The organism is Kosakonia sp. SMBL-WEM22, from assembly GCF_014490785.1.
Taxonomy (GTDB): Bacteria; Pseudomonadota; Gammaproteobacteria; order Enterobacterales; family Enterobacteriaceae; genus Kosakonia.
On the sequence record NZ_CP051488.1, the window covers coordinates 1,491,917 to 1,517,617 of the forward strand.

The following is a 25,701-nucleotide window of genomic DNA, read 5'->3' on the forward strand; positions in this document are numbered from 1 at the left end:
AAACCCTGTCAGTTTTCCAGCAACCGCTGTAGCAGCAGGCCGTTCAGCATCGCCCGTTTCACCAGCGCGAAGGCGCCAATCGCAGAGCGGTGATCGAGTGTGGAGGGAACCACCGGCAGGTTTTTGCGAAACGCCTTCAGTGACTGCGTGTTGATACAGGCTTCAATGGCGGGCAGCAGAATTTTTTCCGCTTCAACAATCTCACCGGCGATAACCACTTTCTGTGGGTTGAAGAGGTTAATGGCGATAGCGATGGTTTTGCCGAGATGTCGTCCGACATACTCAATCACTTCGCAAGCCAGCGCATCGCCTTTGTTGGCGGCTTTGCAGATAGCCTTGATTGAGCAATCTTCCTCTTTCAGGCGGCTCTGATAACCCTGCTGTAACAGATGACGGACCCGCTGCTCAATGGCGGCATTGGCGGCAATGGTCTCAAGACAACCGAAGTTACCGCAGTGACAGCGCTCGCCGAGCGGCTCCACCTGCACGTGACCAATCTCGCCGACGTTGCCGTTGCGGCCGATGAAGATGCGGCCGCTGGAGATGATTCCCGCGCCGGTACCGCGGTGCACGCGCACCAGAATGGAGTCTTCACAATCCTGGCTTGCGCCAAAATAGTGCTCGGCCAGCGCCAGGCTGCGGATATCGTGTCCGACAAAGCAGGTCAATTTGAAGCGTTTTTCCAGCGCGTCAACCAGCGCCCAGTTTTCCACCTGAATATGCGGCATATAGCGGATGACGCCGCTCTCCGGATCGACCAGCCCCGGCAAGATCACCGAAATGGCGATCAGCTCGCGGATTTTACGCTGGCTGGCGTCGATAAACTGGTTGATGGTGTTGAGCAGGGCGTGCTCCAGCGTCTCCTGGGTGCGCTCCGGCAGTGGATAGTGCTCTTCGGCCAGCACCTTGCTGCTCAGATCGTAGAGCGTAAGGGTGGTGTCGTTGCGTCCAAGGCGCACGCCGATGGCCTGAAAATTGCGGGTTTCGGTAATGATGGAGATAGCGCGGCGGCCTCCGGTGGAGGCCTGCTGATCGACTTCTTTGATCAACCCGCGTTCAATTAGCTGACGCGTGATTTTGGTCACGCTGGCGGGAGCAAGCTGGCTCTGCTCGGCAATCTGTATGCGTGAGATGGGGCCGTGTTGGTCAATCAGGCGGTAAACCGCCGCACTGTTAAGCTGTTTTACGAGGTCAACGTTACCAATTTGAGCTTGTCCGCCTGATGTCATACCGTCTCTTTATGCAGTGGCGACCTCGTTACCATTAACGATGGTCTTGATAATGTCATAATCACGCGTAAATGCGGTCAGGTTCGCCACCTTGCCAGCGGCGAGAGTGCCCAGCTTTTTGTCAACGCCAATGGCGCGAGCCGGGTAGAGCGTGGCCATACGCAGCGCTTCATCGAGCGCAATACCGACATGCTCGACCAGGTTACGCACCCCTTCGATCATCGTCAGGGCCGAGCCGCTCAGCGTTCCGTTTTCATCTACGCATAACCCATTTCGGTAGTATATTGTTTTGCCAGCAAAAATGAACTGATCAATATCTGCACCTGCGGGCGCGGTAGCATCGGTGACCAAACAGAGCTTGTCTCCTTTCAGCCGCTTCGCATTGCGAATATTAACGTAGTCGACATGCAACCCGTCGGCAATCACGCCACAGTAAACATCTGTTTCATCAAGCACTGCGCCCGCCAGACCCGGCTCGCGTCCAGTGATGTACGGCATAGCATTATAAAGATGGGTGGCGAAGGTGATACCGGCGCGGAAACCCGCTTTCGCCTCGTTCAGCGTGGCGTTCGAATGCCCAGCGGAAACCACAATCCCCGCGTCCGCCAGCTTGCGGATCACCTCGCAGCCTGCCACTTCGGGGGCTAAGGTGATTTTTGTGATCACATCCGCGTTTTGACATAAGAAATTGACCAGCGCCGCATCAGGTTTACGCACGAAGTCCGGATTGTGCGTCCCTTTTTTGATGATGTTGAGCCATGGCCCTTCCAGATGTAGGCCCAGCGCCTGGTTTGGGTATTTTGCGAGATAGTCACGCATCACCTGCACGCCCTGTTTCATCAGGTCATCGCTGGTAGTAATAAGCGTCGGCAGATAGCTGGTGCAGCCGGATTTTTCGTTAGCGCGCTGCATGATCTCCAGCGTCTCGATACTGACGGCTTCAGCCGTATCGTTAAACTGTACGCCGCCGCAGCCGTTGAGCTGCACATCAATAAAACCAGGGGCGAGGAGGGCACCATTCAGCGATCGCTGTTCAATATCCGCTGGCAGCTCAGCCTGTGGGCAGAGGCGTTCAATCAGGCCATCGGCTACAACAAGCGCATGGTCATCCAACATTTCATGGCCGGTGAAGATTCGGCAATGGGTTAAAGCATACATAACAACCCCCGGTTAACGATGAGTGCCGCTCCGCAGTTGTCTGCGAAGCGGAAACAAACTTAAAGACCTTTAATATTTTCCGCTTCTAACTCATTGAAGTATTTCAGCGTTTTTACTTTCAGTTCCATTGTGGACGGCTCGTCGCAGACGATAACCGCTTTTGGATGCAGCTGCAGACAGCTGATGGTCCACATATGGTTAACGTTACCCTCAACGGCAGCCTGCAGCGCCTGCGCCTTGACGTTGCCCAGCACCAGAATCATCACCTCTTCCGCGTCGAGCAGCGTGCCGACGCCGACGGTCAGGGCATATTTCGGCACCTGATTGACATCGCCGTCGAAGAAGCGCGAGTTCGCTATACGGGTATCATGGGTCAATGTTTTAATCCGGGTGCGCGATGCCAGCGACGATGCCGGTTCGTTAAAGGCGATATGACCATCGTTGCCCACGCCGCCCATAAACAGGTGTATTTTGCCGTAAGCGCGAATTTTTTCTTCGTAACGGCGGCATTCTGCGTCAATATCGGGCGCGTTTCCATCGAGCAGGTTAATGTTTTCAGCCGGAATATCAACGTGATCGAAGAAATTACGGTGCATAAAGCTGTGGTAGCTCTCCGGGTGATCTTTCGGCAGGCCCACATATTCATCCATGTTGAAGGTCACAACATGCTTAAAGCTGACCTGGCCCGCTTTGTGCATTTCAACCAAAGCTTTGTAGGCAGTAAGCGGTGTGCCGCCGGTTGGCAGGCCAAGTATGAAGGGGCGATCTGCGGTGGGATTAAATGCATTGATGCGGTTGACGATATGGCGGGCGGCCCATTTTCCGACCTGTTCTGCTGTCGCCAGGGGAATCAGTCTCATTGTTCACCTCAAAGTTTAATGAAAAGCACTGGCGGTGCGCCTTCTGGCTCAGCGTTAAGCGTAACCTGGTTTCGTCATAAGAAGGGAGCAATCCGCTTTGATATTTTTGATCTTAAAATAAGTTTTTCGCCTTTGCCAGTATTGAGGAATAACGATGACGATAGTTAGTGATTTTTATCACAGAAAAGGCGCGTTTAATTTGCGAGGCGAATTAATTTTGCAGACACTTCGTTAGGTAGTGGAAAAATAAGCGTCAGTTCTGGGTTCGTTGCACAATAAAAAACAACTGTTTCAGTGGGCTCACGTTGAGCTCATAGGGGGAATAAAGTGAGTATTTTAGGCTATTTACAGAAGGTTGGCCGCGCGCTGATGGTGCCGGTCGCCACGCTGCCCGCGGCAGCGATTTTGATGGGGGTCGGTTACTGGATCGATCCTGTAGGCTGGGGCGGTGAAAATGCGCTGGCGGCGTTTTTTATTAAATCCGGCTCCGCCATTATTGAGAATATGGGCGTATTGTTCGCTGTGGGTGTCGCCTACGGCATGTCGAAAGATAAAGATGGCGCTGCGGCGCTGGCTGGCTTCGTTGGTTTTCTGGTGTTAACGACCCTCTGTTCGCCTGCTGCGGTGTCGATGATTCAAAAACTCCCGCTGGATCAAGTCCCTGCTGCCTTCGGTAAGATTCAAAACCAATTCGTCGGCATTATGGTGGGGATCATATCCGCTGAACTCTACAACCGCTTCAGCAACGTCGAACTGCCGAAAGCGCTCTCCTTCTTTAGTGGTCGCCGTTTGGTACCGATCATTACCTCATTTGTGATGATTGCTGTCGCCTTTATCATGATGTTTATCTGGCCAGTCGTCTTCAGCGGCCTGGTCAGCTTCGGTGAGCATATTCAGAAGCTCGGCTCCGCAGGCGCGGGTCTCTATGCCTTCTTCAACCGTCTGCTGATCCCGGTCGGTCTGCACCATGCCCTGAACTCGGTCTTCTGGTTTGACGTCGCGGGCATTAACGATATTCCTAATTTCCTCGGCGGCGCGCAGTCTATCGAAGCTGGTAAGGCAACAGTCGGGATCACGGGGCGTTATCAGGCGGGCTTCTTCCCGATCATGATGTTCGGCTTGCCGGGTGCTGCGCTGGCGATTTATCACTGCTCGCGTCCTGAGAATAAAGCCAAAGTGCTGGGGATTATGATGGCGGGTGCCTTCGCCGCCTTCTTTACCGGCATCACCGAGCCGCTGGAATTCTCCTTTATGTTCGTGGCGCCGGTGCTGTATGTCATTCACGCCATCCTGACCGGTATCTCCGTCTATATCGCAGCCAGCATGCACTGGATTGCCGGTTTTGGCTTCAGCGCCGGGCTGGTGGATATGGTGCTCTCGTCGCGTAACCCGCTGGCGACCCAGTGGTGGATGCTGATCCCGCAGGGTCTGGTGTTCTTTGTTATCTACTACGTGGTATTCCGCTTCACCATCACCAAATTCAATATGCTGACCCCGGGCCGTGAGCTGGCAGTTGCCGGTGATGAAACCGATGGGCAAGATGTCAACGTCAGCGCTGATAGCGAGCAGGATGTGAGTGGTCTGGCGCGTCAGTATATCGCTGCTGTCGGCGGCTCGGCGAACCTGACCGGTATTGATGCCTGCATCACCCGTCTGCGTCTTAACGTGAATGACTCTTCCCTGGTCAATGAAACGATGGCGAAACGTCTTGGCGCAACCGGCGTGATTCGTCTCAATAAAACCAGCGTGCAGATTATCGTCGGCTTTGTGGCTGAGAAAATTGCCAACGCAATGAAAACGGCAGGCGATGTCCCGGCCGCGGCAAGCAGCAGCGCAGCGTCTACCCAGGCAGCACCAGTCGCCGCGGCAAAACCGCAGGCAGTACCGAACACGGCGATTGTGGCCGAACTTCTGTCGCCGGTAACCGGTGAGGTGGTGGCGCTGGAGCAGGTGCCGGACGAAGCCTTTGCCAGCAAAGCGGTAGGCGACGGCGTGGCGGTAAAACCGACCGACAAAATCGTGGTTTCCCCCGCGGCCGGCACGATCGTAAAAATCTTTAATACCAACCACGCTTTCTGTCTGGAGACGGAAAAAGGCGCAGAAATTGTTGTCCATATGGGCATTGATACGGTTGCGCTGGGCGGTCAGGGCTTTACCCGTCTGGTGGAAGAGGGTGCGGAAGTGGTTGCTGGTCAGCCGATCCTCGAAATGGATCTGGCTTATCTCAATGCAAACGCCCGCTCAATGATTAGCCCAGTTGTCGTCAGCAATATTGATGATTTCAGCGGTCTTGTTATTAAGGCGCAAGGCCATGTCGTTGCGGGCCAGACAGCGCTATACGAGGTTAGAGGCTGATTGCTCCTGAGTCGGCACATTAGCCTTAAGCGGCGGCGGATCTCCTCCGCCGCTTTTTTTTACCCCGCGTTTAATCAGTGCCATACTGATGCCGCTATTTTACAGAGGTGAATAATGAAAAGGATTTTATACGCGATAGTGATGATGACCGCCCTCAACGGCTGTATTCCCCGTTATGCAACCATACGTCCGCACTATGAAGTGGATGTACGTAATCCGGCCGGAGAGCCGCTGCCAACAGCGATGATGTGGGTCAGCACCGGGCGTTTCCCACCGGGATACTATCCCGCACCGGAGGAGTTCCGCGCCGACAGGCAGGGCCATATTGATGTCGAGAAAAAATCCCAGTGGGAAAATATGATCTTCTTTCTACACGGGACCAATTTCTACTCGTGGGGCTGGTGTATTGAAGCGCCGGGTTATCTCCCGCGCAGTGGAAGAGGTGATGAGATCGTCAGCCCTGTGATCCTCACGCCAACCTCGCAGGATCTTCGCTGTCGGCAGGCACACTATGCGGAAGAGTACCTTTCCCCTGAGCATCAGTGATTTGTATAAGTAAAGGTTGTTTCCTGCGTCCTCTTATTAGATCATATGCCGTTATACGTTGTTTACGTCTTGAGGAACCTGTGATGAGTGAGGCTGAAGCCCGCCCGACTAACTTTATCCGCCAGATCATTGATGAGGATCTGGCCAGTGGTAAACACACCACCGTCCATACCCGTTTTCCGCCGGAGCCGAATGGCTACCTGCATATCGGCCACGCGAAATCGATCTGCCTGAACTTCGGCATCGCCCAGGACTACAACGGCCAGTGCAATCTGCGCTTCGATGATACCAACCCGGCAAAAGAAGATATCGAATACGTTGAGTCAATCAAAAACGACGTGCAGTGGTTGGGCTTTCACTGGTCTGGCGACATCTGCTACTCCTCAGACTACTTCGATAAGCTCTATAGCTATGCGGTTGAGCTTATCAACAAAGGCCTGGCTTATGTTGACGAGCTGACCGGCGACGAGATCCGCGAATATCGCGGTACGCTGACGCAGCCGGGTAAAAATAGCCCCTACCGCGATCGCAGCGTAGAAGAGAACCTGGCGCTGTTTGAAAAGATGCGGGCGGGTGGTTTTGAAGAGGGTAAAGCCTGCCTGCGTGCAAAAATCGATATGGCCTCGCCGTTCATCGTGATGCGCGATCCGGTTATCTACCGCATCAAATTTGCTGAACACCATCAGACCGGCAACAAGTGGTGCATCTACCCGATGTACGACTTTACCCACTGCATCAGCGATGCGCTGGAAGGGATCACTCACTCACTCTGTACGCTGGAGTTTCAGGACAACCGTCGCCTGTATGACTGGGTACTGGATAACATCTCCATTCCGGTTCACCCGCGCCAGTACGAATTCTCGCGTCTGAATCTCGAATACACCGTGATGTCCAAGCGCAAACTGAACCTGCTGGTAACGGACAAGCACGTCGAGGGCTGGGACGATCCGCGTATGCCGACCATCTCTGGTCTGCGCCGCCGTGGCTATACCGCTGCTTCTATTCGTGAATTCTGCAAACGCATCGGCGTGACCAAGCAGGACAACACCATTGAAATGGCATCGCTGGAATCCTGCATCCGTGAAGATCTCAACGAAAACGCCCCGCGCGCGATGGCGGTGATCGATCCGGTGAAACTGGTTATCGAAAACTACCCGCAGGGCAGCAGCGAAATCGTCACCATGCCGAATCATCCGAACAAGCCGGAGATGGGCACCCGCGAAGTGCCGTTCAGCGGTGAGATCTGGATCGATCGTGCTGATTTCCGCGAAGAAGCCAACAAACAGTACAAGCGTCTGGTGCTCGGCAAAGAGGTGCGTCTGCGCAACGCTTATGTGATCAAAGCAGAACGCGTTGAGAAAGATGCCGAAGGCCATATCACCACCATCTTCTGCTCTTACGACGCCGAGACGCTGAGTAAAGATCCGGCTGATGGCCGCAAGGTTAAAGGCGTGATCCACTGGGTCAGCGCGCAGCACGCGCTGCCGGTTGAAATCCGTCTTTACGATCGTCTGTTCAGCGTACCGAACCCGGGTGCAGCCGAGGATTTCCTCGCCACCATCAACCCGGAATCGCTGGTCATTAAGCAGGGCTTTGCCGAGCCGTCGCTGAAAGAGGCGCAGGCGGGCAAAGCGTATCAGTTTGAGCGTGAAGGTTACTTCTGTCTCGACAGCCGCTATGCCACCGCGGACAAACTTGTGTTTAACCGCACGGTAGGCCTGCGTGATACCTGGGCAAAAATCGGCGACTGATTGCATTAATCAGAGGCCTCTATGTTAACGCCGCTTCTTGCGGCGTTTTTTATTTGTTAACTGGCGCATTACAATTAATAAATATTCAGGCCGCGAATTTATATTCACTTTTGTATTTCTAATGGTTGGTAAAATTCTTGTTGAGAATAGTGAGAGAATCATTGTCTTGATTAAGAATTAAATATCTTTTGAATACGCTTTCTTTATTTATTTTCGTGCTTTATGAAACGGTGTTTAATTCGCATTTAAATCTGTGCACTCCATCAAAATCCACCTTTTTTGCTTAAAAACACATTGATAATTCCCAAGCTGAAAAATAGGCTTTGTGCTGTTGTTCACTAAGGGAATATTCGTAGCGGCCCCCATTGTTAATTTTTTTATCGCCGTAGCGCGGCGATTTTTACATTTAAAAGGAATCAATGTATGCGTGCGTTTGCAGGTAAACGGAGTGCGCTTTCGCTAGCTATTGCTGCAGTCACCGCCATGTCAGGCCTGGCGCTTCCCGCGCAGGCGCAGGAGAGCGGTTTTATTGAGGACTCAACACTCACCGGCGGGATCTACTACTGGCAGCGTGAGCGCGACCGTAAAGATATTCCCGATAATAAATATAAAACTAACCTCTCTCACGCCACGTGGAATGCAAATCTGGATTTTCAATCAGGGTATGCGGCAGATATGTTTGGCCTGGATATTGCCGCTTTCACGGCAATTGAAATGGCGGAAAACGGTGATAGCGCCCATCCAAATGAAATCGCATTCTCTGCCAGCAATAAAGCCTATAAAGAGCGCTGGTCCGGCGATAAGAGCGGTGTCAGCCTCTATAAAGCCGCGGCAAAATTTAAATATGGATCGCTCTGGGCACGGGCAGGTTATATTCAGCCCTCCGGGCAGACGCTATTAGCACCGCACTGGAGTTTTATGCCGGGCACCTATCAGGGCGCGGAAGCGGGCATTAATAACGATTATGGCGATGCCGGCGCGTTAAGCCTCTCCTATATGTGGGCCAACGGATATAAAGCGCCCTGGCATATCGAGATGGATAAGTTCTGGCAAAACGACAGACAACGCCGGGTCGATTATCTCCATTCGCTCGGCGCAAAGTACGATTTCAAAAATAACCTCGTGCTGGAGGCTGCGTTTGGCCAGGCGCAGGGCTATGTCGATCAGTATTTTGCTAAAGCCAGCTACCGGTTTGATGTGGCAAATCAGTCACTCAGCACCAGTTATCAATTTTATGGCGCCCGCGATAAAGTCAGCGATCGCAGCATCAACGATCTCTACGACGGTACCGCCTGGCTGCAGGCGCTCACCTTCGGTTACGCGGTCGGGCCACTTGCGCTGCGCCTTGAAGGAACGTGGGTAAAAGCGGAAGGCCGGCAGGGCTATTTTTTGCAGCGCATGACGCCAACCTACGCCTCCTCCAATGGTCGTCTTGATATCTGGTGGGATAACCGCTCCGACTTCAACGCCAATGGCGAAAAAGCGCTCTTCCTCGGCGCGATGTACGATCTCAAGAGCTGCAATTTGCCCGGCTGGCAAATCGGCGCTTCTTACGCCTACGCCTGGGGAGCAAAACCGGCTGAAATGGTCATGCCGGATGCGTGGTACAACGCCGATTATCGCCTGAAAGAGTCCGCTTACAGCCTGGACGCCATCTATACCCTGCAAGAGGGGCGCGCGAAAGGGACGATGTTTAAGCTGCACGTTACCCAGTATGACAACCACTCCACTATTCCGAGCTATGCCGGTGGTTACGGCAACATTTTCCAGGATGAGCGCGACGTGAAATTTATGGTCATCGCACCGTTTACCCTTTTCTAATTAATTTGTTGCCGGGCAGTGGCAACCCTTAAGGAACAGAGAATGCATACAGCACGTTTAAGCCTGCTGGCGGGCGTAATTACCGCGCTGCTCGGCAGCGGCGCGGCACTGGCAAGCCAGAGCACGGTTGATGCCATCAGCCAGTTCAATCTGAATTACGCCGTAAAAGATAACTTTGCCGCACAGCATGGCGTTGATTGTGCGAAGCTCGGCGCAGACTGGGCTTCCTGCAACACAGCAGTGATCACGCTGACTAACAAAGGTGATGCGGTAACCGATAATGCATGGACGATCTACTTCCACAGCATTCGCCCCATTCTGCAAGTCGCCAATCCGCAGTTCAAAGTAACCCATATCATGGGCGACCTGCATAAGCTCGAGCCTACCGAGCAATTTACCGGTTTTCCGGCGAAGCAGTCCATCGAGATCCCGATTGTAAATGAGTACTGGCAACTCTTTATTACCGATGTGCTGCCACGCTGGTATGTCACCGGAGCGGAAGCATCGCCGAAAACCATCGCCAATACCAATACGGAAGATCTCGCTCAGTTCGTGACGCCGCTCGGCGAGCAATGGAAGCGGACACCGGACGATAACAATATCCTGATGACCGCCGAAGCGCGCTTTGCGCAAAACAGCGATATCAAAGCCATGAATCTCGCCTCGCTACGTGGGCAGATTGTGCCGACGCCGCGCGAGGTAAAAGTTTACACTCGGGATATCGATCTCAGCCAGGGGGTGAAACTCGACCTCTCCGCGCTACTGCCCGATGCGCAAAACGCTATCAAGGCGCGCTTCGGCATGCTCGGCGTGGAAGAGGGGCGTTATCCGCTACGTACAGAAATTATCCGCAAAGCGTTCAAGGGTGAGGAGGCGATCAACGGTGCCTATCAGCTGCGTATCAGCGACAAAGAGGCGGTGGTGATCGGTTTTGATCAGAGCGGCGTGTTCTATGGCCTGCAATCTCTGCTTTCTCTTCTTCCCGCCCAGGGGCCGATAACGCTCCCTGCGCTGACAGCAAAAGATGCACCGCGCTTCGACTACCGCGGTATTCATCTGGATGTTGGACGCAACTTCCACAGCAAAGCGGCGGTGCTGCGCCTGCTGGATCAGATGGCGGCTTACAAACTGAATAAATTCCACTTCCATCTGACGGACGATGAAGGGTGGCGCATTGAAATCCCGGGGCTGCCGGAGCTGACCGATATTGGCAGCCAGCGCTGCCACGATTTGAGCGAGAAGCAGTGCCTGCTGCCGCAGCTGGGATCCGGGCCTAATCGTGATAATAACGGCAGTGGTTTCTTTACCCGCGCTGACTATATCGAGATCCTTAAATACGCCAAAGCTCGTCATATTGAGGTGATCCCGGAGATCGACATGCCGGCGCATGCGCGCGCAGCGGTCATCTCAATGGAGGCGCGTTACCATCGCCTGATAAAAGAGGGCAAAGAGGAGCGTGAGGCGAGCCGCTACCGCCTGCTGGATCCGACTGATACCTCTGTTACCGCTGGCGTACAGTTCTATGACCGCACCGGCTACCTCAATCCGTGCCTGGACTCCTCGCGCAACTTTGTCGATAAGGTGATGGGCGAAATTCAGCAGATGCACCGGGAAGCAGGTCTGCCGTTGCACACATGGCACTTTGGTGGCGATGAGGCGAAAAATATCTATCTTGGCGCAGGCTATACGGATGTAAAAGATCCGCAGCCGGGTAAAGGCATTATCGATCAGAGCAAGCAGGATAAGCCGTGGGCCAAGTCCGGGGCCTGCCAGGCGATGATCAAAGCCGGGAAAGTGAGCGATGTTGAACACCTCTCCAGCTACTTTGGCGCAGAGGTGAGCAAGCTGGTTAAGGCGCACGGCATTGATGTGATGCAGGCCTGGCAGGATGGGCTGAAAGATGCCAAAGACGCCTCGGGGTTTGCCACCAAAAACGTCAATGTTAACTTCTGGGATGCGCTTTACTGGGGCGGTTTCGACTCCGTTAACGACTGGGCGAATAAGGGTTTCCGCGTGGTAGTTTCCAATCCGGACTATCTCTATCTCGACTTCCCGAGCGAAGTTCACCCGGCGGAAAGCGGCTACTACTGGGGAACGCGTTTTAGCGACGAGCGCAAGATCTTCAGCTTTGCGCCGGACAACATGCCGCAGAATGCAGAAACGTCGGTCGATCGTGATGGCAACACTTTCAGCGCCAAATCAGACAAGCCGTGGCCGGGTGCCTACGGGCTTTCCGCCGAGCTGTGGAGCGAAGTGGTGCGCACGGATGAGCAGATGGAGTATATGATCTATCCCCGTCTGGTTGCCGTTGCGGAGCGGGCATGGCATCGCGCAAGCTGGGAGCAGGATTATCAGGCCAGCCGCGAATATAAAGGCGGCGAGACGCAGTGGGTCGATCAGAAGGCGCTTATGGCTGACTGGCAGCGTTTTGCCAATCTGCTGGGACATCGCGAGCTGGCGAAGCTGGATAAAGCTGGCATCCAGTATCGTCTGCCGGTACCAGGGGCGCGAATTGTTGACGGTGTGCTGGAGGTGAACACCCGCTTCCCGGGGCTGGTGGTAGAGTACTCCCTCGATCGCGGCAAAACATGGCAGCGCTACGAAACAGCTTCCCGTCCACAGCTTAAAGGAGAAATTCAGGTGCGTACCGCAAGCCCGGATGGCAAGCGCGTCAGCCGTGTCGATATGCTGAAAGGCTGATTGCTTTTCTGCCCGAGCGGTGCAGCCATTTGATGCGCCGCTCATCCTGCAGGCATAAAAAAAGCCAACCTGGCGGTTGGCTTTTAACGTTAGAAGAGCTTATTTAGCGTCGTGCGCATGTTCATCTTCACGGCAGTCGCCTTCAGCGCAGTGACCGTAAAGATAGAGGCTGTGGTTCGTCAGGCGAATACCGTGTTGAGCGGCAATTTCGCGCTGGCGTAATTCGATGGAATCATCACTGAATTCGATAACTTTACCGCAGTCGAGGCAGATAAGGTGATCGTGGTGATGCTGCTGCGTCAGTTCGAAAACAGACTTGCCGCCTTCGAAATTGTGACGGGTGACGATCCCGGCGTCATCAAACTGGTTCAGCACACGGTATACCGTTGCCAGACCAATCTCTTCACCCATGTCGATCAGACGCTTATAAAGATCTTCCGCACTGACATGATGGTTATCCGGCTCCTGAAGCACTTCCAGAATCTTTAAACGTGGAAGCGTGACTTTCAGGCCGGCCTTCTTTAATGCGGTATTGTTGTCAGTCATGCGGAATCTGTCCTGTTGCTATACGATTCACTTCCTTCGCGGAAGTTATAAGGAATGCACCCGGGCGAATGCGTATCATTATAGAACTGCCATGTATAAATGAAAACTGCAAGCCCTCAAGTAAAGTAAGCTTTTAAAACGTGGTATCGCCGACAACTCCCGTCCAGGCGTACCGCGTTAAGCAGGGCTTATTGTACAGGGATGAGTAGGAAAGTTAAAAAAATGTAGCAATTATTTCGATTGCTTTTACCTATTGATACGGCGCAACCGGCAGATTGCGCCATAAAAATCAGGCATTCAGGATTTCATCCAGATGCAGCTCTTCAGAAACCTGCTTCACCCAGTTTTGCACGCGCTCGGCGGTCAGTTCCGGCTGGCGGTCTTCATCAATTGCCAGACCAACAAAATGATCGTCATCGGCCAGACCTTTTGAGGCTTCGAAATGGTAGCCGGCAGTTGGCCAGTGACCCACGATTGTTGCGCCGCGCGGTTCAATAATGTCGCGAATGGTGCCCAGCGCATCACAGAAGTACTCAGCGTAATCCTCCTGGTCGCCGCAGCCGAACAGCGCCACTAACTTACCATTAAAATCAATCTCTTCCAGCGTCGGGAAAAAGTCATCCCAGTCGCACTGCGCTTCACCGTAATACCAGGTCGGAATGCCGAGCAACAGGATGTCATACCCTTCGATATCTTCCTTACTGCTCTTGGCAATGTCATGAACATCGGCGACGTCTTTACCAAGCTGGCTCTGGATCATTTTGGCGATGTTTTCGGTGTTACCGGTGTCGCTGCCGAAGAAAATGCCTGTAATTGCCATGAGTAAAATAACCTCTTGAATCTTAATGAGTATAGGGGGAGCGCTAAGCCCACAGATAAGGGCAATCATAGCAGAACAGAGAAGAACGCGGAAACTGCTATTGCCGCGGACTGCACTGTATGCCACATGAAAAGGGGTATTTAATCAGGATTCAGAAGATTCGCTATCCGCGCAGAGCTTTAAGCTGCGTCAGCAGCATCTCTTCAATAAGTTCGCTGCGGCTGATCTCGCGCACATCGGCCAGTTCGTTCAGCGCTTCCACCGCATCCGCATTCAGTTTCAGTTCGACGCGCTTAAGCCCACGAACCTTATCGCGTTTGAGCTGGTTGCGTTTATTAATGCGCAACTGTTCATCGCGCGAGAGCGGGTTGGTCTTCGGCCGTCCCGGGCGACGCTCATTCGCGAAGAGATCTAGTGTCGTACGGTCCGTTTGTTCTTTAGCCATGATATGAATACTACGGGAAAACACGCAATCGGGCCGCTGCCCGGGCTGAATAGCGCGCCATCATACAACACCTGCACCAGCACGCCAACGACCGGGCGCGTTGAAACGACCGGTCGCCGCCTTTTTAAACAGTTAGGCTATTCGGCCAGATAGCGGCGGATAGCCCGCAGCACCGCGTCAGGTTTTTCTGCATGCACCCAATGCCCGGCACCGGCAATGACATACGCTCGCGCCTTTGGAAATTGCGCCAGCAGCGCATCGCGGTAAGTATCGGTTACGTAAGAGGAGTTGCCGCCGCAGACGAAGAGGGCGGGTTTATCCCACGCCGGAATGGTCTCCCAGCCAACGATATTGGCGTATTGATCCCACAGCACCGGCACGTTAAAGCGCCACTCGCCGTCAACGAAGGATTTCAATAAAAACTGAACCACGCCTTCTTCATCAAGCTGCTCGCGCATCAGCGCCGCCGCCTGCTGGCGCGACGAAACGTTCGCTTCGCTCACCGCATTGATGGCGGCAAAGATCTCATCGTGACGGCGCACCTTATAATCCACAGGCGCCATATCAATCGCCACCAGGCGATCGATGCGTTCCGGCGCCAGTGCCGTGAGCGCCATCACCGCTTTGCCGCCCATGGAGTGGCCGATAAAGGTCGCTTTTTCAATTTGATGGGCATCCAGCGTATCAAGCAGATCCTGCGCCATCGCCGGATAGGTCATCTCGGGCGAGCGGGGCGATGCGCCGTGGTTGCGCATATCCACCTGCAGCACATCGTGATCCTGCACGAGGTCACGGGCGAGCACGCCAAGGTTATCGAGGCTGCCGAAAAGGCCGTGAACCAGCACAATCGGAGAATTGTTGTGCGGATGTTGTGCAGTTTGCGCGCGCGTGTTCAATTTCATGGCAAAGTTCTTTTTTTCACTCCAACGGGTTAGGTTATTATGGTGAACATTCTGCCGCCCGGCTGCAAGGCTAAGCATTACTCTGAGTTTTGCCGCCATCCTGGGGTGTACCTATCCGCTGTTGGGATTTCACTTTATAATCCCAATACTTGTATTCAGATTTTATATAGCACTGGATTAAGATGAAAACGATTGAAGTTGATGATGAGCTCTACAGTTACATTGCCAGCCATACTAAGCACATTGGCGAGAGCGCATCCGAGATTTTACGGCGTATGCTGAAGTTCTCCGCCGCATCATCGTCTCCCTCTGCAGCGCCCGCCGCGCCGGTGAAAGAGACACGCGCCGCAAGCGTTGTCGAAGAGGTCAAACCGGCCAACACCACACGGGATAAGGTCCGCGCTGTTCGCGAGCTTCTGCTCTCCGACGAATACGCCGAGCAGAAAAAAGCGGTTAATCGCTTTCTGCTAATCCTGTCTACACTCTATTCACTCGATGAGAAAGGGTTTACGGAATCCACTGAATCTCTGCACGGTCGCACACGCGTATACTTTGCCGCTGATGAGCGCACCCTGCTGCAGAACGGCAACCAGACCAAGCCGAAGCAAGTGCCGAACACCCCTTACTGGGTCATCACTAACACGAATACGGGCCGTAAATGCAGCATGATCGAGCACATCATGCAATCAATGCAGTTCCCGGCGGAGCTGATTGAGAAAGTTTGCGGCACAATTTAATCCTTGCATTAAAAGGACGAAGCAATGGCAAACCATCCGCGCGCGGGCCAGCCTGCGCAACAGGGCGATTTGATTAACGTCGCGCAGCTGACTGCGCAGTACTACGTGTTGAAACCGGAAGTTGGCAATGCTGACCATGCGGTGAAATTTGGTACCTCAGGTCACCGTGGTAGCGCATGGCGCCACAGCTTTAACGAACCACATATTCTCGCTATCGCCCAAGCGATCGCCGAAGAGCGTGCGAAAAACGGCATCACCGGGCCGTGCTATGTTGGTAAAGACACCCATGCTCTCTCTGAGCCGGCGTTTATCTCCGTGCTGGAAGTGTTGGCTGCCAACGGCGTCGATATCATCGTGCAGGAAAATAACGGCTTTACGCCGACGCCTGCTATCTCCAACGCCATCCTTGTGCACAACAAAAATGGCGGCGCGCAGGCGGATGGCATCGTGATTACGCCGTCCCACAACCCGCCGGAAGATGGCGGCATCAAATACAACCCGCCAAACGGCGGCCCGGCAGACACCAACGTCACCAAAGTGGTGGAAGATCGCGCTAACGCGCTGCTGGCTGACGGTCTGAAAGGCGTAAAACGCATCTCTCTGGATGCGGCGATGGCTTCCGGTCACGTCACTGAAAAAGATCTGGTTCAGCCATTTATTGAAGGGCTGGCGGAGATCGTCGATATGGCGGCGATCCAGAAAGCGGGCCTGAAACTGGGCGTCGATCCGCTGGGCGGCTCTGGTATTGAGTACTGGAAACGTATCGCCGAGCACTACAAGCTCGATCTCACCATCGTTAATGATGAAGTCGACCAGACTTTCCGCTTTATGCATCTCGATAAAGATGGCGCGATCCGCATGGACTGCTCCTCCGAGTGTGCAATGGCTGGTCTGCTGGCGCTGCGCGATAAGTTTGACCTGGCGTTTGCCAACGACCCGGATTACGACCGCCACGGCATCGTCACGCCGGCTGGCCTGATGAACCCGAACCACTACCTGGCGGTCGCGATCAACTATCTGTTCCAGCATCGTCCGCAGTGGGGCAAAGATGTCGCAGTTGGTAAGACGCTGGTCTCCTCGGCGATGATCGACCGCGTGGTTAACGACCTTGGCCGTAAGCTGGTGGAAGTGCCGGTCGGCTTTAAGTGGTTTGTGGATGGCCTGCACGACGGCAGCTTCGGCTTCGGCGGTGAAGAGAGCGCGGGCGCGTCCTTCCTGCGCTTCGACGGCACGCCGTGGTCCACGGATAAAGACGGCATCATCATGTGCCTGCTGGCGGCGGAGATCACGGCGGTAACCGGTAAAAACCCGCAGCAGCACTATGACGAACTGGCTGCCCGCTTTGGCGCGCCGAGCTACAACCGTCTGCAGGCTGCGGCCTCTTCTGCACAGAAAGCGGCGCTCTCTAAGCTCTCGCCTGAGATGGTGAGCGCCAGCACGCTGGCAGGGGATGCGATCACCGCTCGCCTGACTGCGGCACCGGGTAACGGCGCGTCGATTGGCGGCCTGAAAGTGATGACCGACAACGGCTGGTTTGCCGCGCGTCCGTCCGGTACCGAAGACGCTTACAAAATTTATTGCGAAAGCTTCCTCGGCGACGAACACCGTAAGCTGATTGAGAAAGAAGCGGTGGAAATTGTCAGCGAAGTGCTGAAAAACGCGTAAATCGCGGCACAGTAAAAAGGCTCCCTCGGGAGCCTTTTTTGTGTCGGATGGCGGCTGACGCCTTATCCGACCTACAACTGCATCAAACACTAAACACTAAACACTAAACACTAAACCCGTAGGTCGGATAAGCGTAGCGCCATCCGGCAATCAAACCGCGTAGGACACGTACCCGTAGGCCGGATAAGCGTAGCGCCATCCGGCAATCAAACCGCACAGGATACGTAACCCGTAGGCCGGATAAGCGTAGCGCCATCCGGCAATCAAACCGCACAGGACACGTAACCCGTAGGCCGGATAAGCGCAGCGCCATCCGGCAATCCAACGGCTACTCTCTCGCCTGCCTTACAACATAAACCGGTACCCAATCCCGGTCTCGGTCAACAGATGCCGCGGGCGCGCCGGATCGCTCTCCAGCTTCTGGCGCAAATGCCCCATATAAATCCGCAGATAGTGGCTATGCTCAACGGCATTCGGCCCCCACACCTGGCTTAACAACTGGCGCTGGGTCAGCACTTTGCCGTGGTTATTGAGCAGCACCGCCAGCAGGCGAAACTCAATCGGCGTCAGGTGGATCTCCTCAGCGCCGCGCTGAATGCGGCGGCTGGCGAGATCAACGCGGATATCGCCAAAGGTCATCACCGGTTCTCCCGGCGTGCTGGCGGCATGGCGGCGCAGCGCAACCCGCAGCCGCGCCTGCAACTCACCAATGCCGAAAGGTTTACTGAGATAATCATCCGCCCCGGCATCCAGCGCGGCGATCTTGTCGCTCTCTTCGATACGCGCCGACAGAACGATAATCGGCATCTGGCTCCACTGGCGCACATCGCGGATAAAATCGAGACCGTCGCCGTCCGGCAAACCGAGGTCGAGGATGGTCAGATCCGGCTTACGCGTTGCCGCTTCAATTAACCCGCGCTGCAGCGTCTCCGCTTCGTGTACGCGCAACCCCTCTGCTTCCAGCGCGGTGCGCAGAAAGCGGCGGATGGCCTGTTCATCTTCGACAATCAGAACGTTAATCACAGATCCTCGGGTAATTCATCCAGTTGCGGGGGCGTTTCCCGCGCGAGTGTAACATAAAAGCGCGCGCCTCCCTGCGGACGGTTTTGCGCGTCGATAGTGCCGCCATGCACCTCGACAATCGCCTGGCAAATCGCCAGCCCCAGGCCAACGCCGGGAATGGCTGACTCCTTGGTGCCGCGCGCAAATTTTTCAAAAATGGCGTGCTCCTGGCCCGGCGGGATCCCTGGCCCGTTATCCCACACCTCCAGCGTCCAGTCGCTCGGTGTGCTGTGCGATGCAATACCAATCTGCGCACCGGAGCCGGCATATTTCACCGCGTTCTCCAGCAGATTGATCAACACCCGCTCGAACAGCGGGCCATCAACATGCACCAGCATCAGCGGGTCGGGCAGCGACAGCGCAATGTGCCGCCCGCCCATCACTGGCTCAAGGGTGCGCAGCGCGCTGCCGACGACCTCTTCCAGCGTCAGCCACTCACGTTTTAAATTAAAGCCGCCAGACTGGATACGCGCCATATCGAGCAGATTATTCACCAGCCGGGTGGTGTTAAGCACATGCTGGCGGATCTCATTGGCCTGTGGGGCATGTTTCGACCCTTCGCTGGCAAGATCGAGCGTCAGGATCTCCGCCTGACCAAACAGTACCGTCAGCGGGGTGCGCAGATCGTGGGAGAGGGCGGCCAGCAGGGAGTTGCGCAGGCTCTCGCGCTCGCTGGCAAGCCTTGCCTGCTCTTCACGCGTTGCCAGCGCCTGGCGCTCCAGCGCATTCGCTACCAGCAGGGTGAAGGTCTCCAGCAAACGCTGCTGCTCGGGGATCATCAGTTGGCGCAGATTCGCTGGCTCGACAATCAGCAAGCCATAGACCGTATCGTCATTTTTCAGCGGCAAGATTTGATAGGGCACGCCGGGTAGCGTATCGGTGCCCGCACCCGCAGGCTGGCCCTTATCAAAGCTCCAGCGGGCGATGGCATCATCCCACGGTGTCATGCCCTGGTTTTCAGTGACTGCCGCCAGTTTGCCCTCGCTATTCGGCAGCAGCAGTTTGCTGCGTGCCTCAAAGGTGGAGTGAATAAAGGTTTCGCTGGTGGCGGCGATATCCTGATTATTGCGTCCCGCCGCAAGCGCTTTCGACATCTCATAGAGATGGCGCGTGCGCCGCTCGCGGTAACGCGCCACTCTCGCCTGGTAACGCACGCCTGCGGTGAGGTTGCCAATCACCAGCCCGACGGTCATCATCACGCCGAAGGTGAGCAGATACTGCACATCCGACACCGCCAGCGTGCCGCGCGGCGAGATAAAAAAGAGATCGAAGCTGATGACGTTAATCACCGTGGCGAAAGCCGATGGCCAGCGGCCATAGAAGAGTGCCACCAGCACCACGCCAAGCAGGTAGATCATTACCAGGTTGGTTGGCTCAAACGCCGTCAGCCACTGCAAGGCGATAAAGGTGATCGCCGCGCAAAGCGCCAGTGCGACTGCGCAGCCGGTGAGCTGCACGCGCCAGCGGTCAAAGAAGGGGCGGGAGTCGCCGCTGCGCACCGGCAGCGGCTGGCTGCTCTCCTGCAGAGCGATAATTACCAGATCGAGATCCGGCGCACGGCGCGCCAGGCGGTCGGCGAAGGATTCGCGGTGCCACCAGTGGCGGTTGTCGCGGCGGCCAATCAGGATTTTGCCGAGGTTATGTTCGCGGGCGTAGCGCAGTATCGCGCGATCTTCCGCCGGGTCGGCGAGCGTCGCGGTCTCGGCACCCAGCTCTTGGGCCAGCCGCAGGGCGCTTAAGATCGCCCGGCGCTGTGACTCCGGTAATTTGTGCAGGGTAGGGGTTTCAACATAGACCGCATGCCAGGCGCTGCCGAGTTTTGCCGCCAGCCTCGCAGCGGTGCGGATCAGCTTCTCATTACCCGCGCCGTGACCGACGCAGAGCAGAATGGCATCGCGCGTATGCCACACCTTCTCTTCGCCGAGGCGATCGCGCCAGGCGCGCATCTGATCATCGACCCGGTCAGCGGTACGCCGCAGCGCCAGCTCGCGCAGCGCAATCAGATTGCCTTTGCGAAAGAAGTGCTCAATGGCGCGCTCCGCCTGGCCGCCAATATAGACTTTGCCCTCATGCAGCCGCTGACGCAGATCGTCCGGCGGCAAATCGACCAGCACAATCTCATCAGCACTATCAAAAAAGGGATCGGGCACCGTTTCGCGTACCTGAATGCCGGTCACGCCGCTGACCACATCATTCAGGCTCTCCAGATGCTGCACATTGACGGTGGTAAAGACGTCGATGCCGGCTTCCAGCAGCTCCTCCACATCCTGCCAGCGTTTCGGATGCCGTGAACCGGGCGCGTTACTGTGCGCCAGCTCATCCATCAGAATCAGCGCTGGACGCCGCGCAAGGGCGGCGTCCAGATCAAACTCATGCACCACGCGCCCGCGATGGGCGATACGTCGCACGGGTTGCAGCGGTAAACCCGCCATCAGCGCGGCGGTCTCTTTGCGCCCGTGCGTCTCGACCACGCCTGGCAGCACATCCAGCCCCTGTGCCCGCAGCCGCTGCGCCTCCTGCAGCATGGCATAGGTTTTACCCACCCCGGCACAGGCCCCGAAAAAGATCTTCAGTTTGCCCCGGTGTGCCGTAGCAGCATGCTCCAGCAGGCGGTCCGGGTCGGGACGCAACGGCTCATCACTCATGCGTTATTTATCCTTCAGCGCATCCAGCGCCAGATTAAGTTCAACCACATTCACCACCGGCTGACCGAGGAAATTAACCAGCGGTGTTTCGGTGTATCTATTAACCAACTCATTGACCGTCTGCACCGACAAGCCGCGCGCTTGCGCCACGCGTGGGATCTGCCAGCTGGCCGCCTGCGGCGAAAGCTGACCATCCAGTCCGCTGGCGGAGGTGGTTAACAGCTCCACCGGAATCGCTTTGGGTGAGTGCGGGTTTGCCGCACGCAGCTGCGCCACGCGTTCAGCAACTTGCTTATCCAGCTCCGGGTTGCTGCCCGCCAGATTGCTGCCGCCCGAAGCCAGCGGATTATAGGGCGCATCGGCGGTTGCGGAAGGGCGGCCGTGAAAATAGCCCGGCGCGGTGAAATCCTGGCCCAGCAGACGGGAGCCGCGCACCGTGTCGCCTTGCTGGATCAGCGAGCCGTTCGCCTGGTCGTGAAACCACCACTGCCCCAGGGCGGTGGTCAGCAGCGGGTAGAGCCCGCCGGTGATAAACGTCAGCAGTATTAAAAGCAGAAAGGCGGGACGTAATAAAGCCATCTTTTTCACTCCTTAAACCAGACCGAACAGCGTGAGCAGCAGATCGATTGCTTTGATACCGATAAACGGCACCAGCAGACCGCCCAGACCGTAAATCCACAGGTTGCGGCGCAGCATCGCCGAGGCGGTCAGCGGCTTGTAGCTCACGCCTTTAAGCGCTAGCGGGATGAGGAACACAATCACCAGCGCGTTAAAGATCACCGCACTTAAAATTGCCGAAGAGGGGGAGTGCAGCTGCATCACGTTCAGGGCGTTGAGCTGCGGATAGGTGGCGGCAAACGCCGCAGGGATAATGGCGAAATATTTCGCCACATCATTGGCAATACTAAAGGTGGTGAGCGAGCCGCGCGTCATCAGCATCTGTTTGCCGATATGCACCACTTCAATCAGCTTAGTCGGGTTCGAGTCGAGATCGACCATGTTCCCCGCCTCTTTTGCCGCCTGGGTACCGGAGTTCATTGCTACCGCAACATCCGCCTGCGCCAGCGCTGGCGCATCGTTAGTGCCGTCGCCAGTCATCGCCACCAGCCGACCTTCAGCCTGGTATTGACGGATAAGCGCCAGCTTCGCTTCCGGCGTCGCTTCAGCGAGGAAGTCATCCACGCCCGCTTCGGCGGCAATCGCCGCGGCGGTTAAGCGGTTATCGCCGGTGATCATCACCGTTTTGATGCCCATCTTACGCAACTGGGCGAAACGCTCTTTTATGCCGCCTTTAACGATATCTTTCAGCGCAATAACGCCCAGCACGCTGGCCCCTTCCGCCACTACCAGCGGCGTCGCGCCCTGGCGGGCGACATTTTCCACGATGGTCTCAACGTCCGCCGGGAAGGTGCCGCCATTGGCCTCGATATGGCGGCGAATCGCATCCACCGAGCCTTTACGGATCATGCGATCCTGCACATTAATCCCGCTCATGCGGGTTTGCGCGGTAAAAGGGACGAAGGTCGCTTGCAGGCTCTGCATATCGCGCTCGCGCAGGTTAAAGCGCTGCTTGGCGAGGATCACAATGCTGCGCCCTTCCGGGGTCTCATCGGCTAATGAAGAGAGCTGGGCAGCATCGGCCAGCGTCTTCTCATCGACGCCGCGCGCGGGCAAAAAGTCTGATGCCTGGCGGTTGCCGAGGGTGATGGTGCCGGTTTTATCCAGCAGCAGCACATCGACATCACCCGCCGCCTCGACGGCGCGGCCGCTGGTGGCGATCACGTTCGCGCCGAGCATGCGGCTCATCCCGGCCACGCCTATTGCCGACAGCAGGCCGCCGATAGTGGTTGGGATCAGGCAGACCAGCAGCGCAACCAGCACCGTGACGCTGACCGCCGTGCCGCCATAGACCGAGAAGGGCCACAGCGTGGCGGTCGCCAGCAGGAAGACAATGGTCAGCGCCACCAGCAGAATGGTCAGCGCGATCTCGTTAGGCGTTTTGCGGCGCTGGGCACCTTCAACCATGGCGATCATGCGATCGAGAAAGGTTTCGCCTGGGTTAACGCTGCACTGGATCACCAGCCAGTCAGAAAGAATGCGCGTGCCGCCGGTCACAGAGGCAAAGTCGCCGCCGGACTCGCGGATCACCGGCGCGGATTCACCGGTAATGGCGCTCTCATCCACCGACGCGCCGCCTTCGATCACCTCGCCGTCGCAGGGAATAATATCCCCCGCTTCAACCAGCACCACGTCGCCTTTGCGTAGCTCATCTGCCGGAACATGATCCATCGGTGCATCGTGCTGTGGTGCGCGCAGTTTGCGGGCAAAGACCGTCTTTTTCACCCCTTTCAGGCTGTTGGCCTGCGCTTTACTGCGCCCCTCCGCCAGCGCTTCGGCGAAGTTGGCAAATAGCACCGTCACCCATAGCCAGAGGCTGATCGCGCCGGTAAACCACGCGTTACCGACCAGATGGCCGGTTGCCATGGCGATCGCCAGCAGGGTAGTCAGCAAGCTGCCGATCCAGACGATAAACATCACCGGGTTTCGCCACTGCACCTGCGGGCTTAATTTAGTGAACGAACCCATCAGCGCCTGGCGAACAAGGTTCGCGTCAAACAGGGCCAGTTGTTTGCGACTCATAATAGTGGTCTCCGCCAGACTCAAAACTGAAGGTATTCCGCCACCGGGCCAAGGGCCAGGGCAGGAATAAAGGTCAATGCGCCAACCAGCAGCACGGTGCCGATCAGAAGGCCGATAAAGAGCGGGCCGTGGGTCGGCAGGGTGCCGGAGCTGGTGGGCTGAATTTTTTTGCTCACCAGCGAGCCAGCGATCGCCAGCACCGGCACAATCACGCCGAAGCGGCCGACAAACATGCAGAAGGCGAGCAGACAGTTCCAGAAAGGCGTGTTGGCGCTTAGGCCACCAAAGGCGCTGCCGTTGTTGTTGGCGGCGGAGGAGACGGCGTACAACACTTCACTGAAGCCATGAATGCCGGGGTTGAACATGCCGCTGCGCCCGGCGTCGGTCATGATCGCCAGCGCCGTGCCGATCAGCACCAGCGCCGGGGTGACAAGGATTGCCAGCGCGGTCATTTTCATTTCGCGGACATCAATTTTTTTACCAAGGAACTCCGGCGTGCGGCCAATCATCAACCCGGCGATAAACACCGCCAGCAGGACAAACAGCAGCATGCCGTAGAGGCCTGAGCCGACGCCGCCAAACACCACTTCACCAATCTGCATTAACCACATCGGGATCATGCCGCCCAGTGCGGTAAAGGAGTCGTGCATGGCGTTGACCGCACCGCAGGAGGCGGCGGTGGTGACTACGGCGTAGAGGCTGCTGGCGAGGATGCCGAAGCGGCTCTCTTTACCTTCCATGTTGATGGTGCTGTCGCCGCCGAGCGCCAGGAAGTGCGGGTTACCTAGCCACTCGGCCCGCATCACAATCGCCACGCAGACGACAAAGATTATCGACATCGCCCATAGCAACATCTGCCCCTGACGGCGATCGCTTACCGCTTCACCAAAGGCGAAACAGAGCGCAGCAGGGATCAGGAAGATCGCCAGCATCTGCACAAAGTTGGTCAGTGCGGTAGGGTTTTCAAACGGATGGGATGAGTTGGCGTTAAAGAAGCCGCCGCCGTTGGTGCCAAGCATCTTAATCGCTTCCTGCGAGGCGACCGGACCCATCGGCATCAGGTGTTGAACCCCTTCAAGGGAGGTGTAGGGCTGGTAGGGGAGCAGGTTTTGCAGCGTCCCTTGCTGGATAAAAAAGAGGGCGATCAGCAGCGCCAGCGGCAGCAGCACCCAGAGCGTAATGCGCGTCAGATCGACCCACGCGTTGCCCAGCGTCTCCATGCTACGGCGGGCGAAGGCGCGGATCAGTGCAAACACCACCGCGATGCCGGTGGCAGCAGAGAGGAAGTTCTGCACCGTCAGGCCGACCATCTGGCTGAAGTAACTCAGTGTGCTTTCACCAGCGTAGGATTGCCAGTTGGTATTGGTGACAAAGCTGACGGCGGTGTTAAGCGCCAGGTGCCAGGAGAGGCCAGGCAGGTTCTGCGGGTTCAGCGGCAGAATGCCTTGCAGCAGTAGCAGGGCAAACAGCAGGGCGAGGCCCAACAGGTTAAGCCCCAGGATCGCCAGCAGATAGTGCCGCCAGTTCATTTCACGGGTGTCGATGCCTAACCCGCGCCAGAGCAGGTTTTCCATAGCACACACGCCCGGCAAGGGCTGCCCGGCAATCAGCTTCGCCAGTAGCGAGCCAAGCGGGCGCGCCAGCAGGAACAGTACCAGCAGAAAGCCGGCAACCAGAAGAAACGCTTGAGCGGCCATTAAAATGCCTCCGCGTTTATCAGGGCGTAAATCAGGTAGCCCAATAACAGGAAAACCAGCACGATGCCGATTAGCACGCCTGCACTCACAGTTCACCTCCGGGGTGATTTAAGGATGTACAG

At 56.2% G+C, this 25,701-nt stretch carries 20 protein-coding genes; 7 read left to right on the top strand and 13 right to left on the bottom strand.

Annotation, left to right across the window (positions count from 1 at the left end; translation table 11 throughout):
* Positions 1-8: 8 nt before the first annotated feature.
* Genes HF650_RS07145 through nagB form a run of 3 tightly spaced genes read right to left on the bottom strand, consistent with a single transcriptional unit; the run spans position 9 to position 3,247 of the window.
* Positions 9-1,229 (bottom strand): N-acetylglucosamine repressor, encoded by a 1,221-nt coding sequence (locus HF650_RS07145; RefSeq protein WP_187801774.1) that lies wholly within the window; start codon positions 1,227-1,229, stop codon positions 9-11.
* Positions 1,230-1,238: 9 nt separating this feature from the next.
* Positions 1,239-2,387: an N-acetylglucosamine-6-phosphate deacetylase gene (gene nagA / locus HF650_RS07150; RefSeq protein WP_187801775.1), complete on the bottom strand. Its 1,149-nt coding sequence runs from the start codon at positions 2,385-2,387 to the stop codon at positions 1,239-1,241.
* Between the two features lie 59 nt (positions 2,388-2,446).
* Positions 2,447-3,247 carry a glucosamine-6-phosphate deaminase gene (gene nagB / locus HF650_RS07155; RefSeq protein ID WP_187801776.1) on the bottom strand — a complete coding sequence of 267 codons (801 nt, stop codon included), beginning with the start codon at positions 3,245-3,247 and terminating at the stop codon, positions 2,447-2,449.
* A gap of 327 nt (positions 3,248-3,574) precedes the next feature.
* Here nagB and nagE point away from each other — a divergent pair, with 327 nt between their 5' ends.
* The 5 genes from nagE (at position 3,575) to HF650_RS07180 (ending at position 12,420) form a co-directional block, all read left to right on the top strand.
* Positions 3,575-5,602: an N-acetylglucosamine-specific PTS transporter subunit IIBC gene (gene nagE, locus HF650_RS07160; protein WP_187801777.1), complete on the top strand. Its 2,028-nt coding sequence runs from the start codon at positions 3,575-3,577 to the stop codon at positions 5,600-5,602.
* 114 nt (positions 5,603-5,716) lie between these two features.
* Positions 5,717-6,148 carry a hypothetical protein gene (locus tag HF650_RS07165; protein ID WP_187801778.1) on the top strand — a complete coding sequence of 144 codons (432 nt, stop codon included), beginning with the start codon at positions 5,717-5,719 and terminating at the stop codon, positions 6,146-6,148.
* An 83-nt stretch (positions 6,149-6,231) separates the two neighbouring features.
* The gene (glnS, locus tag HF650_RS07170; RefSeq protein ID WP_187801779.1) at positions 6,232-7,899 is read left to right on the top strand and encodes a glutamine--tRNA ligase; all 1,668 of its coding nucleotides are present in this window, start codon (positions 6,232-6,234) and stop codon (positions 7,897-7,899) included.
* Between the two features lie 423 nt (positions 7,900-8,322).
* Positions 8,323-9,720, top strand: a complete 1,398-nt coding sequence (locus HF650_RS07175; protein WP_187801780.1) for an OprD family outer membrane porin — start codon at positions 8,323-8,325, stop codon at positions 9,718-9,720.
* Positions 9,721-9,762: 42 nt separating this feature from the next.
* Positions 9,763-12,420, top strand: a complete 2,658-nt coding sequence (locus tag HF650_RS07180) for a beta-N-acetylhexosaminidase (protein WP_187801781.1) — start codon at positions 9,763-9,765, stop codon at positions 12,418-12,420.
* Between the two features lie 99 nt (positions 12,421-12,519).
* Here HF650_RS07180 and fur read toward each other — a convergent pair whose 3' ends face one another.
* The 4 genes from fur to ybfF all read right to left on the bottom strand — a co-directional run bounded on the left by fur (position 12,520) and on the right by ybfF (position 15,133).
* Complete coding sequence (gene fur, locus HF650_RS07185) at positions 12,520-12,966, bottom strand: ferric iron uptake transcriptional regulator (RefSeq protein WP_187801782.1); 447 nt, start codon at positions 12,964-12,966, stop codon at positions 12,520-12,522.
* 289 nt (positions 12,967-13,255) lie between these two features.
* The gene (gene fldA, locus HF650_RS07190; RefSeq protein WP_187801783.1) at positions 13,256-13,786 is read right to left on the bottom strand and encodes a flavodoxin FldA; all 531 of its coding nucleotides are present in this window, start codon (positions 13,784-13,786) and stop codon (positions 13,256-13,258) included.
* Between the two features lie 163 nt (positions 13,787-13,949).
* Entirely contained in the window at positions 13,950-14,231 is a 282-nt protein-coding gene (ybfE, locus tag HF650_RS07195) for a LexA regulated protein (protein ID WP_187801784.1), read from the bottom strand.
* Between the two features lie 137 nt (positions 14,232-14,368).
* Complete coding sequence (gene ybfF / locus HF650_RS07200) at positions 14,369-15,133, bottom strand: esterase (RefSeq protein ID WP_187801785.1); 765 nt, start codon at positions 15,131-15,133, stop codon at positions 14,369-14,371.
* 182 nt (positions 15,134-15,315) lie between these two features.
* Here ybfF and seqA point away from each other — a divergent pair, with 182 nt between their 5' ends.
* Together seqA and pgm are read left to right on the top strand one after the other, a co-directional pair.
* Positions 15,316-15,870: a replication initiation negative regulator SeqA gene (seqA, locus tag HF650_RS07205; protein WP_187801786.1), complete on the top strand. Its 555-nt coding sequence runs from the start codon at positions 15,316-15,318 to the stop codon at positions 15,868-15,870.
* 24 nt (positions 15,871-15,894) lie between these two features.
* Positions 15,895-17,535: a phosphoglucomutase (alpha-D-glucose-1,6-bisphosphate-dependent) gene (gene pgm / locus HF650_RS07210; protein ID WP_023479953.1), complete on the top strand. Its 1,641-nt coding sequence runs from the start codon at positions 15,895-15,897 to the stop codon at positions 17,533-17,535.
* Positions 17,536-17,880: 345 nt separating this feature from the next.
* Here pgm and kdpE read toward each other — a convergent pair whose 3' ends face one another.
* From kdpE to kdpF, 6 genes are read right to left on the bottom strand one after another with little or no spacing between them, the layout of a single operon-like run.
* A complete protein-coding gene (gene kdpE, locus HF650_RS07215) occupies positions 17,881-18,558 on the bottom strand; it encodes a two-component system response regulator KdpE (protein WP_187801787.1) in 678 nt (225 codons plus the stop codon).
* Positions 18,555-21,242: a two-component system sensor histidine kinase KdpD gene (gene kdpD, locus HF650_RS07220; protein WP_187801788.1), complete on the bottom strand. Its 2,688-nt coding sequence runs from the start codon at positions 21,240-21,242 to the stop codon at positions 18,555-18,557. The genes kdpE and kdpD overlap by 4 nt, the downstream gene beginning before the upstream one ends.
* Before the next feature lie 3 nt (positions 21,243-21,245).
* The gene (gene kdpC / locus HF650_RS07225) at positions 21,246-21,821 is read right to left on the bottom strand and encodes a potassium-transporting ATPase subunit KdpC (protein WP_187801789.1); all 576 of its coding nucleotides are present in this window, start codon (positions 21,819-21,821) and stop codon (positions 21,246-21,248) included.
* A gap of 12 nt (positions 21,822-21,833) precedes the next feature.
* Positions 21,834-23,882, bottom strand: a complete 2,049-nt coding sequence (kdpB, locus tag HF650_RS07230; protein ID WP_187801790.1) for a potassium-transporting ATPase subunit KdpB — start codon at positions 23,880-23,882, stop codon at positions 21,834-21,836.
* A 20-nt stretch (positions 23,883-23,902) separates the two neighbouring features.
* Positions 23,903-25,579 (bottom strand): potassium-transporting ATPase subunit KdpA, encoded by a 1,677-nt coding sequence (gene kdpA / locus HF650_RS07235; RefSeq protein WP_187801791.1) that lies wholly within the window; start codon positions 25,577-25,579, stop codon positions 23,903-23,905.
* A complete protein-coding gene (gene kdpF / locus HF650_RS07240) occupies positions 25,579-25,668 on the bottom strand; it encodes a K(+)-transporting ATPase subunit F (protein ID WP_042713160.1) in 90 nt (29 codons plus the stop codon). The genes kdpA and kdpF overlap by 1 nt, the downstream gene beginning before the upstream one ends.
* Between the last annotated feature and the right edge of the window lie 33 nt (positions 25,669-25,701).

What these genes read in the sequence shown, in the direction of transcription:
- HF650_RS07145 (WP_187801774.1), bottom strand. Translation starts at nt 1,229, where the DNA reads ATGACATCAGGCGGACAAGCTCAAATTGGTAACGTTGACCTCGTAAAA.
- nagA (WP_187801775.1), bottom strand. Translation starts at nt 2,387, where the DNA reads ATGTATGCTTTAACCCATTGCCGAATCTTCACCGGCCATGAAATGTTG.
- nagB (WP_187801776.1), bottom strand. Translation starts at nt 3,247, where the DNA reads ATGAGACTGATTCCCCTGGCGACAGCAGAACAGGTCGGAAAATGGGCC.
- HF650_RS07165 (WP_187801778.1), top strand. Translation starts at nt 5,717, where the DNA reads ATGAAAAGGATTTTATACGCGATAGTGATGATGACCGCCCTCAACGGC.
- glnS (WP_187801779.1), top strand. Translation starts at nt 6,232, where the DNA reads ATGAGTGAGGCTGAAGCCCGCCCGACTAACTTTATCCGCCAGATCATT.
- HF650_RS07175 (WP_187801780.1), top strand. Translation starts at nt 8,323, where the DNA reads ATGCGTGCGTTTGCAGGTAAACGGAGTGCGCTTTCGCTAGCTATTGCT.
- HF650_RS07180 (WP_187801781.1), top strand. Translation starts at nt 9,763, where the DNA reads ATGCATACAGCACGTTTAAGCCTGCTGGCGGGCGTAATTACCGCGCTG.
- fur (WP_187801782.1), bottom strand. Translation starts at nt 12,966, where the DNA reads ATGACTGACAACAATACCGCATTAAAGAAGGCCGGCCTGAAAGTCACG.
- fldA (WP_187801783.1), bottom strand. Translation starts at nt 13,786, where the DNA reads ATGGCAATTACAGGCATTTTCTTCGGCAGCGACACCGGTAACACCGAA.
- ybfE (WP_187801784.1), bottom strand. Translation starts at nt 14,231, where the DNA reads ATGGCTAAAGAACAAACGGACCGTACGACACTAGATCTCTTCGCGAAT.
- ybfF (WP_187801785.1), bottom strand. Translation starts at nt 15,133, where the DNA reads ATGAAATTGAACACGCGCGCGCAAACTGCACAACATCCGCACAACAAT.
- seqA (WP_187801786.1), top strand. Translation starts at nt 15,316, where the DNA reads ATGAAAACGATTGAAGTTGATGATGAGCTCTACAGTTACATTGCCAGC.
- pgm (WP_023479953.1), top strand. Translation starts at nt 15,895, where the DNA reads ATGGCAAACCATCCGCGCGCGGGCCAGCCTGCGCAACAGGGCGATTTG.
- kdpD (WP_187801788.1), bottom strand. Translation starts at nt 21,242, where the DNA reads ATGAGTGATGAGCCGTTGCGTCCCGACCCGGACCGCCTGCTGGAGCAT.
- kdpC (WP_187801789.1), bottom strand. Translation starts at nt 21,821, where the DNA reads ATGGCTTTATTACGTCCCGCCTTTCTGCTTTTAATACTGCTGACGTTT.
- kdpB (WP_187801790.1), bottom strand. Translation starts at nt 23,882, where the DNA reads ATGAGTCGCAAACAACTGGCCCTGTTTGACGCGAACCTTGTTCGCCAG.
- kdpA (WP_187801791.1), bottom strand. Translation starts at nt 25,579, where the DNA reads ATGGCCGCTCAAGCGTTTCTTCTGGTTGCCGGCTTTCTGCTGGTACTG.